General features: G+C 36.1%; 16 protein-coding genes and 1 riboswitch. Of the genes, 8 read left to right on the top strand and 8 right to left on the bottom strand.

The window, feature by feature from the left end; all coding sequences use genetic code 11:
• The first annotated feature begins 9 nt into the window (after positions 1 to 9).
• Together SJY24_RS06485 and SJY24_RS06480 are read left to right on the top strand one after the other, a co-directional pair.
• Positions 10 to 189 carry a hypothetical protein gene (locus SJY24_RS06485; RefSeq protein WP_002067722.1) on the top strand — a complete coding sequence of 60 codons (180 nt, stop codon included), beginning with the start codon at positions 10 to 12 and terminating at the stop codon, positions 187 to 189.
• Positions 190 to 195: 6 nt separating this feature from the next.
• Positions 196 to 375, top strand: a complete 180-nt coding sequence (locus tag SJY24_RS06480; protein ID WP_377864114.1) for a hypothetical protein — start codon at positions 196 to 198, stop codon at positions 373 to 375.
• A gap of 40 nt (positions 376 to 415) precedes the next feature.
• Here SJY24_RS06480 and metK read toward each other — a convergent pair whose 3' ends face one another.
• A complete protein-coding gene (gene metK, locus SJY24_RS06475) occupies positions 416 to 1,615 on the bottom strand; it encodes a methionine adenosyltransferase (RefSeq protein ID WP_377864113.1) in 1,200 nt (399 codons plus the stop codon).
• A gap of 169 nt (positions 1,616 to 1,784) precedes the next feature.
• A riboswitch (SAM riboswitch) is annotated at positions 1,785 to 1,906 on the bottom strand.
• Positions 1,907 to 2,134: 228 nt separating this feature from the next.
• On the opposite strand from metK, the gene pckA reads away from it, so the two are divergent.
• A complete protein-coding gene (gene pckA / locus SJY24_RS06470) occupies positions 2,135 to 3,721 on the top strand; it encodes a phosphoenolpyruvate carboxykinase (ATP) (protein WP_377864112.1) in 1,587 nt (528 codons plus the stop codon).
• 321 nt (positions 3,722 to 4,042) lie between these two features.
• Here the strand turns inward: pckA and SJY24_RS06465 are convergent, their stop codons facing one another.
• Positions 4,043 to 4,426: an ATP synthase subunit I gene (locus SJY24_RS06465; protein ID WP_070145214.1), complete on the bottom strand. Its 384-nt coding sequence runs from the start codon at positions 4,424 to 4,426 to the stop codon at positions 4,043 to 4,045.
• A 289-nt stretch (positions 4,427 to 4,715) separates the two neighbouring features.
• Here SJY24_RS06465 and SJY24_RS06460 point away from each other — a divergent pair, with 289 nt between their 5' ends.
• Positions 4,716 to 4,937, top strand: coding sequence for a hypothetical protein (locus tag SJY24_RS06460; protein ID WP_002034446.1), 222 nt, complete (start codon positions 4,716 to 4,718; stop codon positions 4,935 to 4,937).
• A 28-nt stretch (positions 4,938 to 4,965) separates the two neighbouring features.
• On the opposite strand, the gene SJY24_RS06455 is transcribed toward SJY24_RS06460, so the two are convergent.
• Both SJY24_RS06455 and SJY24_RS06450 read right to left on the bottom strand, forming a co-directional pair.
• On the bottom strand, positions 4,966 to 5,871 hold the full coding sequence (locus tag SJY24_RS06455; protein ID WP_377864111.1) for a DMT family transporter: 906 nt from the start codon (positions 5,869 to 5,871) through the stop codon (positions 4,966 to 4,968).
• Between the two features lie 113 nt (positions 5,872 to 5,984).
• Positions 5,985 to 6,308: an iron-sulfur cluster biosynthesis family protein gene (locus tag SJY24_RS06450; protein ID WP_000289574.1), complete on the bottom strand. Its 324-nt coding sequence runs from the start codon at positions 6,306 to 6,308 to the stop codon at positions 5,985 to 5,987.
• A 404-nt stretch (positions 6,309 to 6,712) separates the two neighbouring features.
• Here SJY24_RS06450 and SJY24_RS06445 point away from each other — a divergent pair, with 404 nt between their 5' ends.
• The gene (locus tag SJY24_RS06445) at positions 6,713 to 7,633 is read left to right on the top strand and encodes a Nif3-like dinuclear metal center hexameric protein (RefSeq protein WP_377864110.1); all 921 of its coding nucleotides are present in this window, start codon (positions 6,713 to 6,715) and stop codon (positions 7,631 to 7,633) included.
• A gap of 391 nt (positions 7,634 to 8,024) precedes the next feature.
• Entirely contained in the window at positions 8,025 to 9,266 is a 1,242-nt protein-coding gene (locus SJY24_RS06440; RefSeq protein ID WP_377864109.1) for a collagen-like protein, read from the top strand.
• A gap of 148 nt (positions 9,267 to 9,414) precedes the next feature.
• Here SJY24_RS06440 and SJY24_RS06435 read toward each other — a convergent pair whose 3' ends face one another.
• Positions 9,415 to 10,632, bottom strand: coding sequence for an ATP-binding protein (locus SJY24_RS06435; RefSeq protein WP_377864108.1), 1,218 nt, complete (start codon positions 10,630 to 10,632; stop codon positions 9,415 to 9,417).
• A 25-nt stretch (positions 10,633 to 10,657) separates the two neighbouring features.
• A complete protein-coding gene (locus SJY24_RS06430; RefSeq protein ID WP_377864107.1) occupies positions 10,658 to 11,887 on the bottom strand; it encodes an ATP-binding protein in 1,230 nt (409 codons plus the stop codon).
• A 172-nt stretch (positions 11,888 to 12,059) separates the two neighbouring features.
• Between SJY24_RS06430 and SJY24_RS06425 the strand changes: the two genes are divergently transcribed.
• Both SJY24_RS06425 and SJY24_RS06420 read left to right on the top strand, forming a co-directional pair.
• The gene (locus SJY24_RS06425; protein ID WP_377864106.1) at positions 12,060 to 14,087 is read left to right on the top strand and encodes a catalase; all 2,028 of its coding nucleotides are present in this window, start codon (positions 12,060 to 12,062) and stop codon (positions 14,085 to 14,087) included.
• 21 nt (positions 14,088 to 14,108) lie between these two features.
• Positions 14,109 to 14,918 (top strand): alpha/beta fold hydrolase, encoded by an 810-nt coding sequence (locus SJY24_RS06420; protein WP_377864105.1) that lies wholly within the window; start codon positions 14,109 to 14,111, stop codon positions 14,916 to 14,918.
• Positions 14,919 to 14,966: 48 nt separating this feature from the next.
• On the opposite strand, the gene SJY24_RS06415 is transcribed toward SJY24_RS06420, so the two are convergent.
• Together SJY24_RS06415 and SJY24_RS06410 are read right to left on the bottom strand one after the other, a co-directional pair.
• Entirely contained in the window at positions 14,967 to 15,992 is a 1,026-nt protein-coding gene (locus tag SJY24_RS06415; protein WP_377864104.1) for an ABC transporter permease subunit, read from the bottom strand.
• Entirely contained in the window at positions 15,982 to 16,842 is an 861-nt protein-coding gene (locus SJY24_RS06410) for an ABC transporter permease subunit (RefSeq protein WP_377864103.1), read from the bottom strand. Before SJY24_RS06410 ends, SJY24_RS06415 begins: the two co-directional genes overlap by 11 nt.
• Positions 16,843 to 16,996: the final 154 nt, after the last annotated feature.

The following is a 16,996-nucleotide window of genomic DNA, read 5'->3' as shown; positions in this document are numbered from 1 at the left end:
CTACATATTATGGAACTTTATAAAAAATTAACAACAACATTCATTCTCTTATTTGTCGCTTCCATCACTGTCGGCTTTTCCTTAAAAGGCGCGATTCCATACGCTACATTAGTGAGTATTATATTCGCAACGCTATTTTTACTGAGCAGTGCTTTTTGCGCAGGAAAAGCGCGTCAACTGAAAGGGTGAGCGTCTATGTTCCGTAAGAAACTAATCCTTTGCAAATCATGTGAAAAGGAAATACAAACGTATGAAAAAGCATGGATTCATATGCCATTTCCGGCAAGTGGTATGACAAATATGAGAAAATATATTGAGCTAGACGGCGAAGTTTATTGCAGTTCATGTATCCAAATAGCAAATATAACCAAATAAAAAAAGCTTTGCGACACGCGCAAAGCTTTTTTTTCATATATTATAGACCAGCTTGCTCTTTTAAAGTAGCTGCTTTGTCTGTACGTTCCCATGTAAGATCTACATCAGTACGTCCGAAGTGGCCGTAAGCTGCTGTTTGTTTGTAAATTGGGCGACGTAAGTCTAGCATTTTAATAATACCAGCTGGGCGAAGATCGAAGTTGTTACGAACTAGTTCTACTAGTACGTCTTCAGATACTTTACCAGTGCCAAATGTATCAACTGAAATTGATACTGGTTGCGCTACGCCGATTGCGTATGCAAGTTGTACTTCTGCTTTGTCAGCAAGACCAGCTGCTACGATGTTTTTCGCAACATAACGAGCTGCATATGCTGCTGAACGGTCAACTTTCGTTGCATCTTTACCAGAGAATGCACCGCCACCGTGGCGAGCGTATCCACCGTAAGTATCAACGATAATTTTACGTCCTGTTAAACCAGCATCACCTTGTGGTCCACCAATTACGAAGCGGCCAGTTGGGTTAATGAAGAATTTCGTTTCTCCATCCATTAATTCTGCTGGAACTACAGCTTTAATTACATGCTCTTTTAAATCGCGATCGATTTCTTCCCATGTAACATCTGGATGATGCTGTGTAGAAATTACAATTGTATCTACACGTACAGGTTTACCATTTTCATCATACTCAACTGTAACTTGCGTTTTTCCATCCGGACGTAAGTATGATAATGTGTCATCTTTACGTACTTCAGTTAAACGACGAGCTAATTTGTGAGCAAGCGAGATTGGAAGTGGCATTAATTCTTGTGTTTCATTACATGCGAAGCCAAACATTAAACCTTGGTCTCCCGCACCAATTGCCTCAATCTCAGCGTCAGTCATTAGACCTTCGCGTGCTTCTAGCGCTTGGTCAACACCCATAGCGATGTCAGCAGATTGCTCATCGATAGATGTTAAAACTGCACAAGTTTCTGCATCGAATCCGTATTTTGCGCGTGTGTAACCAATGCCTTGAATTGTTTCACGAACGATTTTTGGAATATCTACGTAAGTAGAAGTCGTAATTTCCCCCGCTACCAATACTAAACCAGTTGTTACAGTTGTTTCACAAGCCACACGTGCATTAGCGTCCTTTGATAAGATCGCATCTAAAATTGAATCAGAAATTTGGTCACAAATTTTATCTGGATGTCCTTCAGTTACAGACTCAGATGTGAACAGATGACGTTTTTTTGTCATGTGGTAAACCTCCCTACAGTAATTGTATATATTGTACGGAACTCATCCTTAATTTGCCACAAACTGCGACATACATTTATTCTCCCACACAAGCATACAGAAAAACCTTTCCTACTTTACATAGAGGAAAGGTTTAATTTGCTACTTGCATACTGCTTTTTGCCCTTTGCTCTTATCGTTCGAGACCGTTAGCCTCGCACAGGTTTTAGCACCTATTCACCTGTATTTACCACTACAAATGAGGTTGCTGGGCTTCATCGGGCCTGTCCCTCCGCCAGCTCGGGATAAGAGAGTATCCGTCCCAACCTATACTAAAGAAATGATATTCATTTGTCAATTAATATTCACATTTTCCTGAAAGTTTTTCTCAATACGTATAGAATGAAATATTAATAAGGAACTAATACATTCACACAAACAAAAATAAATAAATAGTATACATTATTTATATAATTGTGTTATACTATTGATGGGGATTACGAGAAATATTTCATTAAATGAAAAGGATGGTATATAAATATGAGTACTGTGAATGTCCAAATTGGTTTACATGAATTATTGAACGGAAGCAATGCACAGATTCAACTAAGTGTTCCGCAATTAGTGGAAAAAGTATTAATGCGAAATGAAGGGAAATTAACTTCTACTGGTGCCGTTTCTGCTTCAACAGGAAAATACACAGGACGTTCTCCTAAAGATAAATTTATTGTGAAGGAAGCATCGGTTGCTGACAAAATTGCTTGGGGAGCTGTGAACCAACCGATTTCTGAAGAACATTTTAATAAATTATATACAAAAGTTTTAGAATACTTAAAAGAAAAAGAAGAGTTATTCGTCTTCAAAGGATTTGCTGGCGCTGACCGCAACTATCGCCTACCAATTCAAGTTGTTAACGAATACGCATGGCATAATTTGTTCGTACATCAATTATTTATTCGTCCAAATGAAGAAGAATTAACAACTCATGAATCAGAGTTCACAATTGTTTCTGCACCAAACTTTAAAGCAGATCCAGCAGTTGACGGTACAAATTCTGAAGCGTTCATTATGGTTTCATTTGAACAACGTATCGTACTAATCGGTGGTACAGAATATGCTGGAGAAATGAAAAAATCAATCTTCTCTATTATGAACTTCTTACTACCTGAACAAGACATTCTTTCTATGCATTGCTCTGCAAACGTAGGTGAAGAAGGCGACGTAGCACTATTCTTCGGTTTATCTGGAACAGGTAAAACAACATTATCCGCTGATCCAAACCGTAAATTAATCGGTGATGATGAGCACGGTTGGTCTGATAACGGCGTATTCAATATTGAAGGCGGTTGCTACGCGAAATGTGTAAACCTTTCTCATGAGAAAGAACCACAAATCTTCGATGCAATCAAATTCGGTTCAGTTTTAGAAAACGTTGTCATTGATGGTCAAACACGCATCGCTGACTATAACGATACTACTTTAACAGAAAATACACGTGCTGCATACCCTATGCATGCGATTGACAATATCGTACTGCCAAGTGTTGCAGGACATCCAAATACAATTATTTTCTTAACTGCTGATGCATCTGGCGTATTGCCTCCAATCAGTAAGTTATCAAAAGAGCAAGCTATGTACCATTTCTTAAGCGGTTACACTAGTAAACTAGCAGGAACAGAGCGCGGCGTTACATCTCCGCAAGCTACATTCTCAACTTGCTTCGGTTCACCGTTCTTACCACTTGATGCATCTCGTTATGCTGAAATGCTTGGTGAAAAAATCGAGAAACATGATGCGAAAGTATTCTTAGTAAACACTGGCTGGACTGGTGGCGAATACGGCGTTGGTAAACGTATGAACTTAGGTTATACTCGCGCAATGATTCAAGCAGCATTAAGCGGAGAACTTGCAAAAGCTGAAACTGCGAAACATGACATCTTCGGTCTTGAAGTTCCACTTCACGTACCAGGTGTACCTGACGAAGTATTAATGCCTGAACAAACTTGGGCTGATAAAGATGCTTACAAAGTGAAAGCAATTGAGCTTGCAAATGAATTCAAAGCAAACTTCAAAAAGTTTGATAGCGTTTCTGAAGATATTATTAACTTAGGCGGTCCAATCGCTTAATTACAAATTTTCTGTTGGAATAACCCTTTTACTCATATGAATAAGTGTAGTGTAACCGTAAAGTTCCGCGTACTCACCGACAAAACCCAATGCGGCTTAACGGTTACACACACTTACATAAAAAAGAAGCTTACGTGAAAAACGTAAGCTTCTTTCTATATATTCTTTAATTTATCCACGTACAAATCACGGCTTCAAACACATTAACTCTTTTTCCACTCACTACATCCTTCTGGTTTCACACCGCACGGGAACAAAAAAAGGCCCTGACCGCTTCTATCCACCGCGGAATCCTCTGTTCCATCTAAAAAAGAAGCTCTTTTAACTCTTTGTTAATTCTTCTTCATCCTTCATACTATAGTAACCTAAATTAATAACGATTAAGAAATAGCCGCCCATAATTCCTACTGCAAATGCCCACATAACCATATGGTGCTCAATTTCGTACATAATAATAGCACCCAAAATGGCAGCTGCAAAGCGATTAAACATACCAAGCGTTGGCGCTTTCGTCTTCTTTACGATACTATCTCCAAGCTTCTCAATTCGTCTCCCTAAAATCCAAACACAGTACATACTTACAATAAGTCCAATTCCAGCACCTAGAAAATGTGCTGAAAACGGTGTTAACATCCAGCCTAATAACAGAATACCTAGTAGATAATACGATTGAATTTTAAACGATCTTAATGACATACTAATCATGCTGTACTCCTCTTCAGTAGTTTTTATCTATCCAACAAAAGCTGTATAACTCATTTCTTTCAAGTCTATACTACTTAAAATCCATTTCACTCAAATTAAAAAACATAAACAGTATGTTTATGTTTTTTAAATATTTTTAGGAAATAATATTATACAAGATTATTAATATATAATCCCTCGCAAATGTGACGTTTTTCAAAACATTTTCCGTCCAATTATGAAAAAAGTGATATCAATCTATGAACATACGGATATGATGTAATAAGCACATAAATAAAGGGGGCGTCTAATGATTTATTTTTTAATGGCTCTCATTCACCTCATTGTCCCTGCACTTATTGGACTTTCCTTATATTGGTACACGAAAAAACATAGTATTTTCTATGCTGTCCTCGGTGTTCTTCTTCCAGGTATTATTCTTATTACACTCTTCCGCATTCCATTTTTAAACTTAATTCCACTTATTACTGCTATCTTATTTCTCGTCTTCTTACCAAAAATAAAAAAATAGGAAAGCAGATCATAGGTGATCTGTTTTCCTATTTTGATATAAGTTCTCCCGCAGTAGAATGTACTTTTACTTTCTCCGATTTCACAAACCATAGACCGAAGAAAATAATAATTCCACCGATTATTTGTTGAAACGATACATATTCATTTGCCCATATGGCCGCAAATAAGACAGCAACGAGCGGCGTAATATACATATATACCATCGTATGTGATGCTCCAATTTTTTGAATGCCAACATACCACATCACTAAACCAAATACTGTTACAAAGAAAATAGAATATAGTAAAGCAAATAGTGTCATTCCGTGCGTAATGTGAAATGGCATTAAAAATACATGTGGACCACTTAACAATAAGAGCGGAATCGCACCAACTAGTGCAGACCATGCAGTAACACGTAGTGCTGAATATTTTTTAATTAATGGTCCTGCTAAAACAGGATAAAGCCCCCAGCATATCGATGTAATTAGCCCAATTCCATTTCCATAAAAAGAACTAGCAAGTGAATGCCCTGCTACTAAAACTAATGCTACACCAAAAAAGGCAATCATTGAACCGATTAACTTTCGAGAAGAAAACTTTTCTTGTTTCAAAAAAATCGCAAATACAGTTGTAAAGATAGGTGAAATAGAAATGAGTAAAGAGGCATTTGTAGCGGATGTATATTTGACAGTTTCCATAAATAATGTTTGATACAGTACAATACCTACAACGCTAACGATGATTAATCTAGGTATATCCTTTCGCTCCATATAAACCGACTTTTCAATAAAAAATGTAAGGAGTAACATAAGCGGTGCCGCCGATATCATCCGAAGTGCAGTAAACTCAATTGCTGTAAATTCTAAAAGTCCATATTTCGCAATCGTAAAATTAATCCCCCAAATAATAACGACACTTAAAATTAATAACTCAATCCCCCATCTTTTCATGCGCAACCCCCTCCGCAAATAAAATTATACAGAAAATTCAATCATATGTACATTTCATTATGTGAAAAAATCCATAAGAAAAAGGAGCATATTATACACTCCCTCTCTCTTCATTATACTCGAACATGTAACTTCATATTTGGATTATAAAACTGGCTTGGGCTCTTCAGCTGAAAAGTCCCTCCACCTTCATGCCAATCAACTGTTAACTTATCATCCATAAATACAAGCTTTGTGCGGTCTGCAATAAAGTTTAGTACGCTTGATTCGATATCTACATCGCGCTCATCTTTTTCTGAAACGGCTACTAAATCAATAATTCCACTCATGACACAACCGCAACCTTCATTATCATAAAATAACTTTATATATTTCGTTTCACTTGGAATCGTATCCATAATCTTTTTATATGCTGCCTCTGTTACAGTAACGTACATGTGTGAACCTACATCCTCTCTTCTCTTATCATTTATATATTGTACCACCATTTTTCTTAAATCTTATATACAGAAAATTGAGACTACTATACAATATATGTGATAAAGTGAAACTTTAATCAGGAGGGGTATCCATCCCCCTCTGATTATTAGCCCTCGCCAATTAGGCTTTTACGGGCAGTTAGTGCACGATAACGGAGGTTGTATCACTGATGTTCAAACTACAGCGATATCCCACTTTCTTAGGTCTACTCGGTAGCTTTTTTATTTCTAGCGGAATGGTATTACAACATATGCTTCCCTATTCTCCTTCTATCGGTTGGATTCTAGGTTTTTTGTGCTTCCTATCCGCTTCTTATTTTGCTATGAAAAAATAATAATTACTGAAAAAAGGAGAACAAAACATGCCAGCCTTAAAAGAAATAGAACAATCACTTAATCATTTATTCCAAATTAAAAAATACGGAAAAGACAGTGCCTTTAGTCGCTTCATTCCAGGTGCATATGATTCGACTCAGTTCCCATGGCAACAATTTTTCGAAGCAAATTTTGTGGAGCTATTTAACGGTCTTATGATACGAGGTGCTGAAAATGTAAACACAGTATTTTTAGCTGTCTTCCCAACAGATGATGTTCTTGAAAAATTTATTGCACAATCCATACCAGGCGATTTACTCTTTATGCACCATCCACTTGTGATGGAATGCGGTGATCCGCTCGGAAAATCAGGGCGAGGCTTTATTCCAATTCCACAAAAATATTTGCATGCAATGAAAGAGAAACAACTTTCTATATATACATGTCACGTTCCAATGGATTTTCATCAAACATATGGAACTAGCATCTCAATTGCAAAAGCATTAAACGCTAATGTAATTGACGGATTTGCTTACGGTGGCCCAGAAAACGAGCCAGTCGGACTCATTTGTGAAATAGATGAAACATCAACAGAAAAACTTCAGAAACATCTAAAAAAACTCTTCAACATTCCGTATACAGACTTCGAAGGTAAACAACATGATTCCATCAAGAAAATTGCAATTATCGCTGGATGTGGCGATGTCGTATCTTTAATGAAAGAAGCAGAAGAAAAAGGAGCTGAAGCATATATTGCAGGAGAAATCCATTGTCACATTGATAATGATTACGGAAGACATAAGTACTCGCTCATTATGGATTACGTTACAAAAACAAATATGTCACTCATCGGTGTATCACACTCTGCCTCTGAATATTTAGTGAAAGAGACATTGATGTATGATTGGTTTAAAGAGAATTTTGATGTGAATATTACTTTGTTGTCGCAGGAAAAATGGTGGTTATAATTTTTAAAGAGGTATCTTACTTTAGCTACCTCTCTTTACTACAATTAAAATTTCATACGTCACTTAAAAAAACATGATCAGCCCCTTCAAACCCTTTCCTTCTCTTTGCTCTCCATAATGCAAAATAAAATTTTGCCCCATCCTTTTTTGCACATTAAAAGTCATATATTGAGTCGCCTATGTATATTGTTTCTTCGCCATCTATATTCAATTGTTTTATTAAACACTAGATTTCTAAAAATGAAACTCTCATCCAAATAACGACCAACATAAATATCCTTAGAATTCATCTTATAACCTATATATAAATGACAACCGAACCAAAATGTACAATGTATAATATATATATATTAGTTCGATTTAAAAAATATAAAAAGGAGAATAAACAACTATGTATCGACACAATTGCTTTAGTTGTGACGGTAGACGCAACATTGGCGGAACAGGGCCTACTGGTGCTACTGGTATTACTGGGCCTACTGGACCTACTGGAAGCACTGGTGCTATTGGTATTACTGGCCCCACTGGTGCGGGCTTACAGGGTACCACTACATTTAGTCTAGCTAATGCACCTACCTATAAAGCTGGACAAGTTGTTACCTATACAGGTAGTGGTTACGTAGCACAAAAAGATGCACCTCAAGGATTTCCACATGTATCCCCAGATTATATAGTATTAGTCGAAGGCGGACCTACTGGAGATACTGGACCTACCGGCATCACTGGGACTACCGGAAGTACTGGACCTACTGGAAACACCGGGACTACCGGCATCACTGGGACTACCGGAAGTACTGGACCTACTGGCATCACTGGATCTACTGGCATCACCGGGACTACCGGCATCACTGGGACTACCGGAAGTACTGGCATTACTGGCATCACTGGATCTACTGGCATCACTGGGACTACCGGAAGTACTGGACCTACTGGAAACACCGGGACTACTGGCATTACTGGACCTACCGGCATCACTGGACCTACCGGCATTACTGGGACTACTGGAAACACCGGGACTACCGGCATCACTGGGACTACCGGAAGTACTGGACCTACTGGAAACACCGGGACTACCGGGAGCACTGGATCTATCGGAAGTACCGGGACTACCGGCGGCACTGGACCTACCGGTATCACTGGACCTGCTGGTAGCAGTTCAGCAAAAAGCATCCTTTTCCAAGGAACTAACGCTGAATTTCAACGTATAGCAGGTGCTCCAGCAGTTGATTCCAATATTATTCCTTATGTAGTTGCTGGATCTGGAAATATAGCTGGTTTTTCTGCATCTATAAATGTAAATAATTTGCCTATAGAAGTTTATACAATTCAAATCTGCACTAATGTTCCAACAAACCTTTCCGCCCCTACCTCTAATCACGTTATATCTACTATTACCTTTACCACTACGGCTAAAATCACTGGAACAATCACATTTACTATTACTCCTTCAGACGTTGGATCACAGCTAGTTCAAGTGTATGACCCTACCCCTTTACCAGGACCCGCCACTGTTATTTGGACTAGTACAACAACTGGAAATCCAGTTTCAAGAGGAGACGCATTATGCCTTTATATTAGCCCTGGGATTACTGACAGTGCTATATACTCCATTTTTCTAATTACCTCTATTTAAACTGTACTCTATAGAAAAAACTTTAATCAGTAGGGGGATCCCTTCCCTACTGGTTATTGGTTAAACCAATTGGATCTTAACGCAAGATGAATCAAAAAAACATCACTTTTGATTAAGTGATGTTTTCTATTTATCTCTTACACTATCATTAAATCGGCAACATAATCTCAACAGTCGTTCCAACTCCAACTTCACTTTCAAAGCTCAATTTACCGTGGTGATCTTTAATAATATTTTCCGTAACTACTAATCCTAAGCCTGTTCCAGTTTCTTTCGTTGTGTAAAAAGCTTCATTTAGCTTCGGGATTTTATCTTTTGGAATGCCGCATCCCTCATCTATAATTTGCACAATGATTACATCTTTCACTCTAACTTTCACAGTAATAGTTCCGCCAACTGACATTGCTTCAATCGCATTTTTTATTAAATTAAAAAATACTTGTTTCAATCGTTTTTCATCGCATGTAATTGAAGGGATATCTTTACTATAAATAGCATGCATTTTTATCCCTTGTTCTACAGCTGGCTTTTCCATAACCCTGATAACATAAGAGATAATGTCTTTAATATTATGAGTTTCTGACTCGACCGATTTAGACTTCTCAAACCCACTGAGTTCTGTAGCTATTGTATGAATTCGCTCTATTTCCTGTCTCATAATTTCACTATAAATCTTATCTTCTGGATGTTTTTTTGCTTGCTTCTTCACAAGTTTTTTCAATTTCTCTAACGGTCTTCTAATCTTATCGCCTATTACTGTTGCCATTTTTCCAACCATCGCTAATTTTTCTACCTTTTGTATTTCTTTGTCCATCATTTCAAGTGTACGAACGTAAGATTGGAATCTTAAAAATATAATCCAACATATAATAACAAACGCGCTGTATAATGCTATTGGGATAAGAACGATAAAGGATTGAACAACGAATCCCATAAGTACATATTTTCCAACAATAGTTCCAGCAACTAACCAAAAGTACCTCTTATTCACAAATATCGGTGCAAATAAAATAAAGAATCCTTCTACTATATTCCCGCTATCAAATTCCGCATCACTTCCGTAATAAATAATGAAGTTATTAATAAAATCCAATATATTATAGCCAATTAAAATAATATACTTCACAATATACGGCTTTTCCAATTTTATAATATAAAGTCCGACAAGGAATAATCCAATCATCAAAATATATAGCCATAGACCTAAGCCTTCTCTAAAAACATCTGCTAGTTTTTGATTTTCATCTGATAAAAGGACCATAGCCTTTTCAGAAAAATCATACGCAAAAAATATAAAGAAGAATAAGCTTAAAAATATTTTTAACGCCTTTATCTCTTCTTTTTCAAATATATTGCCTTTTTCCATATGATAACTCCTTTAACAAGCCCTCTTAATCTTGTGTCACATTGCGCTTACGTTTTTTCGGGAGCAGTATTTCTACTCTCGTTCCCTTTTTTACTTCACTAGAAATATGTAATTCTCCAAGATGCTCCGTAATAATCCGCTCTGCTACCGTAAGACCTAATCCAATTCTATCTTGCTTTGTTGTATAAAAAGCATTCTTAACTCTTCCTAAATTATCCTTTTTTATCCCAAAGCCACTATCTACTATACTTACTATTACGTAATCTCTTTTTTTATTTTCAACTTGTATTTTTAATGTTCCACCATGTTCCATTGCCTCTAAAGCATTTTTAATAACATACAAAAATACTCCTTTTAATTTGCGTTTATCACATTCAATTTCACTTCTATTTTTCTCTTCATTAAAGGTGCAATTTATATTTAACTCGTCCATTTTTTCGCGCATATTTTCTACTGCTTGTACTAAAACATCACTTACAATGTGTTTTTCATAAACAGAAGGTTTACATGTAGCAATCTCCATTAATTCGCTAATCATGTTATTCATATTTTCTATTTCAAGAATCATTTGTCCATATGTCGCATCTTTTTCGTGTTTCTCTTTTTGTAATTGCGTAAACCCTTTTAATGAAGCAAGTGGATTTTTAATTTCATGCCCAACTGTCGCTGCCATTTTTCCGATAACCGCCAATTTTTGTGACTGACTTGCCTCTGCAATACGTCCCTTTACTGCTGAAAGATATTGTAAAAATCGATTTAAAATAATAAATGACACAACAAGCAACAACATATTGATAACAAGAGATATAAACAAGTTAAGTTCTCCAAATACAAATAGGTATATCATATATTTCCCTATAAGAAATGGCGCTAAGATAAATAAATATCTTTTACTCAAAAATATTGGTACGAAGAAAATGAAAACAAATTCAATTACATTCCCTTCATCAAATGCTATTGTATTATGAAAGGTATACCATCCAATATTAAAAATCTCTGCGATCATGTATGCAAATAAATATGTATATTTAACTAAATATGCTTTTCCTCTCTCAAATAAGTAAACACTAATACCTAATATAGCCATAATATATGCAAGCTTCCATATCACTTTATGCCAATTCCCTAAAGGCATTGTATCTTCTATTATAATCGTATATGTAACCTCATATGCAATTAAAATAACATGTATTACCCATAAGAAGATCTTAGCGTTTGTCTTTTCTTCTTTAACTGATAGAAAACTCTCTTCCACTTCAACACCCCTTCAAAAGAATACCATTTATTATAATAAATGATTTTCATAGACAAACAAAGATAAATTGAACAAATGAGGAAAATCAATCCATAGATAATATACTTCTCCAGACCATATGTAAGCATAAAAACCATGAAGAATAATACGTATAGTATGGGAGGTGCTTTATATGGATAGTCGGGAAAATAAGAAGATAGAACAGTTACAATCCTTTACGAAAAACAATGAAGGAAAAGAGATGACCACGAATACGGGGGTCAAAATTTCAAATGATGAAAACTCTTTAACCGTCGGCGATCGTGGTCCTACACTTTTAGAAGATTTCCTTATGCGAGAAAAACTCGCTCATTTTGACCGTGAACGAATTCCTGAAAGAGTCGTTCATGCCCGTGGTTACGGAGCACATGGTGTTTTTGAGCTATATGAATCTTTAGAAGACTTAACACTGGCTCATTTTTTACAAGACCCATCTAAAAAGACACCTATTTTTATTCGTTTTTCCGAAGTTGCTGGATCAAAAGGTGCAAATGAAACGAACCGAGATGTACGAGGGTTTGCTGTTAAATTTTATACAGAAGAAGGAAATTTCGATTTAGTAGGAAACAATATCCCAATTTTCTTCATTCAAGATGGCATTAAATTTCCGGATCTTATTCATGCTCTTAAACCCGAGCCACATAATGAGATACCCCAGGGACAAACAGCACATGATACTTTTTGGGACTTTATCGCCAATAATCAAGAATCAGCTGCGATGATGATGTGGATTATGTCGGATCGCTCAATTCCGAGAAGTTTTCGAATGATGCAAGGATTCGGCGTTCATACATTTCGCTTAGTTAATATGCATGGAAAGTCCCGATTCGTAAAATTCCACTGGAAGCCTAAGCTTGGTGTTCACTCGTTAATTTGGGATGAAGCCCAAAAACTAGGCGGTGCTGATCCAGATTATCATCGCCGTGATTTATGGGAAAATATTAATGCTGGAAACTACCCTGAGTATGAACTTGGCGTTCAAATTTTAGAAGAAGAGGATGAATTTAAATACGATTTCGATATATTAGATGCAACAAAAATTTGGCCGGAAGAAGACTTCCCTGTTAAAATCATCGGAAAAATGACATTAAATCGGAACGTTGATAACGTATTTGCTGAAACAGAACAAGTCGCACTGCATCCTGGAAGCATTGTCCGTGGTATTGATTTTACAAATGATCCTCTCTTACAAGGTAGGCTCTTTTCTTATACAGATACACAATTGGCGCGTGTCGGTACAAACTATCAAGAATTACCGATTAATCGTCCGATATGCCCGTTTCATAACAACCAAAGAGATGGTGCTTCTAAATATATAATTGATAAAGGGAAAGTCGCTTACCATAATAACTCCTTAGCTAATAATTCTCCTTATACTGTCCCCGGAACAAAGGGTGGATTTGTTACATATCCTTCTACTATATCTGGGCATAAAACGAGAGAAACAGCTGCAAGTTTTAAAGACCACTTCTCACAAGCCCGCTTATTTTGGAATAGTATGAGTCACGTCGAAAAAATCCATATCATGCAAGCCTTCTCCTTTGAATTAGGAAAAGTAAAAAGTAAATCCGTTCGCCAACAAGTCGTAAGTATGATTGGTCATATTAGTACAGAATTGGCTACTTTAGTCGCAGAAGCAGTCGGGGCGACAGTACGAAATGTTCAAGAATCCAATGTCACAAAATCATCTCCAGCACTCAGTATGGCGAATACAACATTTAGTCCCAGTACATTACGAGTAGGTGTCATTGTTGCAAACGGGTATGACGGGCAAAACGCACAATCTATGCTACAGCAATTCAAACAAGTCGGTCTTCAGCCAGTAATTATTTCCGAACGATTAGGTATAGTGCAAGGAACACAAAATGTACAGTGGGAAGTGAATGATACCTTCTTAACAGGATCACCGCTTCTTTATGACGGGCTATTTCTTATTGGTGGAAATCTTGATGATCATTTTCTTAATATAGCAAGTTCATTTGTCGTGGAATCATATAATCACTTTAAACCAATTGGTGCTTTCCAAAATGGAACTACTATTATTCAATCGTTAAATATCGAAGAGAAGCCTGGCGTTATAACTGAACAAAACCCTACTCTACTTGCGAATGAATTTATTCAGGCAATGACAAAACAGCGCTTTTGGGAAAGAGCATACTAAAACGCATGAGGAGAATCTATCATGTTCGTTACAGTGGAAAAAGATGTACATATTTTTGTGCAAGATACGAATCCAGGTCCTGACAGTAAAACTGTTTTCTTCGTACACGGATGGCCTTTGAATCACCAAATGTTTCAATATCAATTCAATGTTTTACCACAGCACGGGTTCCGCTGCGTCGCCATGGACATTCGTGGAAACGGGCAATCTGATAAACCATGGACCGGTTACACATATGATCGTTTAGCTGACGATATCGCAATTGTATTAGAAGCACTTCAAATAGAAAATGCTACGTTAGTTGGTTTCTCAGTCGGCGGTGCTCTTTCTATTCGATACATGTCACGATATAACGGTCGCCATATTTCTAAACTTGCATTAATCGATGCTGTCTCCCCCTCTTTCGTAAAAAATCAACAATCCCCTTACGGCGTACCGAAAGAACAAGCGGATACCCTTATTAATCAAATGTATGTAAATTTTCCTAAATTTCTAAATGATGTATCTTTATCATTTTTTAATAGAAACTTAGGAGCCGCTACGTTAGAATGGTTTTCTTATCTCGGTATGCAGTCCGCTTCCTATGCTCTCATCAAAATTTTGCAAGCCGCTGCAAACGAAGACGTAACGAAGGACTTAAGTAAAATTAACGTCCCAACAAAAATATTCCACGGTGTTCACGATCAACTCATTCCTTATAAAAGCGCTGAACTAACAAAAGAGCGAATTAAAAACTCTGAAATATACCCTCTTACAAATAGCGGTCATGGTTCTCCTATCGATCAAGCGGATGAGTTAAATAAAGAACTTATTAAATTTTTAAATTCATAGTTACTTTACAATAAAAAAAGAATTTGCCCTTACGGCAAATTCTTTTCCTTAACTACCTTTTTCTATCGATTTAGAAGACACCGGAATGAACAATGATTTATCTATTTCCTTCTTTTCCTGTCTTTGTTCATATGGCTCTTTCTTTGTCTTTTTATACATAGAATATAGACTACTACCTTGCTCTTTCTTTATCCCTTTAATCATCATATGTAAAACGAATATAGAAACAGTAAAGAATAGTAGTGGTGCAATGACAATCCATGGTGCTGCTAAAAATTCATTTTTGTATAGACCAATTAAACCCGCCCATTCATTCGTAAGTGAGTATGGTTTCCCCGTATCATAATCTACACCTCGTCCTCCAATTAAAATCCCAAAGAACGACAAATGAATTAATAACGTAAATAATTGAACAAACTGCTGTAAAAAAAGAACGACAAGAATTTCTTTTAAATACAACCATATATGCTTTCTAATAATCCGAAACTTTGAAGCTCCTAATATTTTCGAAGTTGTAACAAACTCATTTTTCATAAATAAATTAATTTCTTGATTCACATAAAGAATAACAGCTGGCAACAGTGCAAAACAAAGAACAGTAAACTGCTTTATGATAATATCCATATTAAATCCAGTTAATTGGCTGTGCAACATGATTGGAAACATCCACAAGATCGCCCATAGCACTGTCGGAATAAAGAAATACACTTTACATACTTTTTGAAATAAATTTTGTAATATAGATGGTGCATGCGCTAACGCTACACCTAATATAGTGCCTAGAAACACTTGAACAACACATACACCAAATACAAATAAAATTGTAAACTTTGCACCTACTAGTAATTGAAAAAATAAATTAAAACCGTTACGATCTGTACCAAGTGGTGATATTGTAAGCGGACTAAACGGAGCTGCAGCAACAACATCCCCATTCGCATCTTTTAGCCAGATTGTCTTACTCATATATAAATCCTTACCAAACCATGTAATAAGATAACTAATTACAACAATCCCTATAAAGAAAAGAACACCACACACAAAACGTTTGGAGCGAAAGTTTCTATATATCATGAGAAGCCCCTCCTGTAATACGATTCACTCGGTAATGTATAATGGCAAATAAAATATAGAATGGTACAAATAATAAAAGAATCCACCATGCCATCGTTAAAGGATTTAAAGAGCCCGCCCTTATTAAGAAAGACATATATCCCGTAATATTAAAAGCTCCCTCTACCATTAAAAGGCTTGAAATCATGAATAAAAACAGCGGCTGTAAGTGATTTAATAGATGGTACATAATATTACGTAATAAATGAACATACAGTATATATTTATTACTAAATCCTTTTGCACGAGCAAATTCCACATAAGGCTTATTCTTCTCTTCCATTAAAAATAAAACGATAACACGGAAAAAATGAAGAGTTGGAACAATCGTCATACAAAGAATAGGTAAGACATATGCGCGTTCATCATTAAACGCATAAATAGTAACGAAGCGATATCCTGTCTGTTTATAAATCCATACAACAAATAATTGCAAACTAAAAATTAATAACAAATCTGGAACTGATTCTATTAAAATTAAACAACTCTCAATCCACTTTTTAACTTTAGAAGAAACTAATAAGTATACAAATGAAAGGCCAATTGAAAGGATAATTGTTAAACAAGTAGCGACAAAAAGAATAGTCATAGAATACGTATACGGTTCAATAATTCGTTCAAAAAAGGGAATTGACTGCATAGTGTTCGTATCAATATGTGCAATCTCCTTTGGAGAAGCTAACCTCTGTAAATATGTAATAAAATCAAGCTTATTTCCTAGAAACAAATAGAATGGTACATAGCTCACAGTAAGAATAACTGCGATACTAATGATAAATTCTGTTATTTTCTCGCCCCAAAAACTCTTCAATATTCCACCTCTTTTTTTTAAATTGCCATACAGTTTAATTATAACTGATTTTTCTGAAATTTTAATATATACCTAAATAAAAAAACTCTTAGCTATTTTAAAGAGTTTTTTACGCATTAAACAAATCATCCAATTATATACTAAACGAAAAATT

Source organism: Bacillus sp. R86525 (genome assembly GCF_042466195.1).
GTDB lineage: Bacteria > Bacillota > Bacilli > Bacillales > Bacillaceae_G > Bacillus_A > Bacillus_A nitratireducens.
The sequence above is the reverse complement of the archived record's forward strand: the minus strand, read 5'-3'. Positions and strand labels throughout refer to the sequence as shown.